We start from the raw sequence: 1205 nt of genomic DNA, 5'->3' as shown, positions 1-1205 counted from the left end.
CGACCTTTTCATCGAGATTCTGGTCAGGCCGCACGAACGGTTTATCCGGGACGGGGACAACCTTGAGACCGGAATCGAGATCACGCCACCGCAGGCAGTGCTCGGGACTTCAGTCGAGATCGAGACCATCGATAAACGAAATGTTGAACTGAAAGTTCCGGCCGGGATCCAGTCCGGTACCGCGCTCAAGATCCCGGGAGAAGGGGTCAGGCGCAGGGGGCGCCCGGGCGATCTCCTTGTCCGGGTCAGGGTGGTTGTTCCAAAGAAACTCTCGCCGGAAGAAAAAGACCTGTACCACAAGCTTCTCGACATAGAAGGTTCCCGGGACGGAAAAAAAGGATTCTTTGACAATATCATGGGGAAGAAGAAAGGGAAGTGATCCATCCCCCGCTCCCTTTTTCGGCCCGTTATTCAGGGGGCCGGATCGTGTTCCTTTTCAGAAAAACGGAACGCCCCGGGAGGACCCGTGATCCCGAAGCTGGCACCGGGGCCAAACGATCCGGTTTTTCGGACGGTGAGCCCGGTCATTGAGAGGAAAAACCGTGCACAGGCAAGGCAGAATCCCGTATGCCGGTCGTACCCGAACCGGAAAATTGCCTCATTTTCGGTATCTTTCACCCCATCCCCGTCATCTTCGATGATAACGACCAGGTGCTGATCGCGGATTTCGTACCGGATCCTTATTTCACCAACATGGTGGCCGTGCTTCAGCGCATTGTCTGCGATGATGAAGAACACGTTTTCGACAAGGGGATCGGCATACAGCTCAAGACCTTTCGCGCTCATGGAAACGGAGATCTGCGTGAACTGAGATGATCCGACAGCTTTCGAGACTACCGGTTCAACCTCCTGCCACCGGGGAGCATTTACCCCGATTTCCTGGCATCCCTTCGTAAATCCGATCTGCTGCCGGATTGTCGTAACAATCTCTTCCTGTCGCTTGAGGTATTCCAGGATTTTCGGATCAGCGCCTGTTTCCTGCATCAGCGGGAGATACCCTTGCAGTGCCGTGATCTGGTTCAGGATGTCATGACGGGTCACGCTGTCGAGAGGGTTCAGTTTCCGGTTTGCCTGGCGGATAGCTTCCTCGGCCGGCGGATCTGAAGAACCGGTCCCGTTTCGTGCCAAAGGTCCCGGGAACCGGAGAGATCTTTTCATCCGTTCCCTGTTCAACAGGATAATCAGCTTGCGCGAGAGAGTAGTAT

The 1205-nt window shown here is 55.2% G+C and carries 2 protein-coding genes; one reads left to right on the top strand and one right to left on the bottom strand.

What is annotated here, in order from left to right:
* Positions 1–379: DnaJ C-terminal domain-containing protein (locus CW742_RS13980; RefSeq protein ID WP_292421426.1), on the top strand; the 379-nt coding region annotated here is incomplete at its 5' end.
* A gap of 32 nt (positions 380–411) precedes the next feature.
* Here the strand turns inward: CW742_RS13980 and CW742_RS13975 are convergent.
* Positions 412–1205: sensor histidine kinase KdpD (locus CW742_RS13975; protein WP_292421424.1), on the bottom strand; the 794-nt coding region annotated here is incomplete at its 5' end.

It is taken from the genome of Methanoregula sp. (assembly GCF_002835825.1).
GTDB lineage: Archaea > Halobacteriota > Methanomicrobia > Methanomicrobiales > Methanospirillaceae > Methanoregula.
This window is presented reverse-complemented; position numbering and strand designations above follow the sequence as displayed.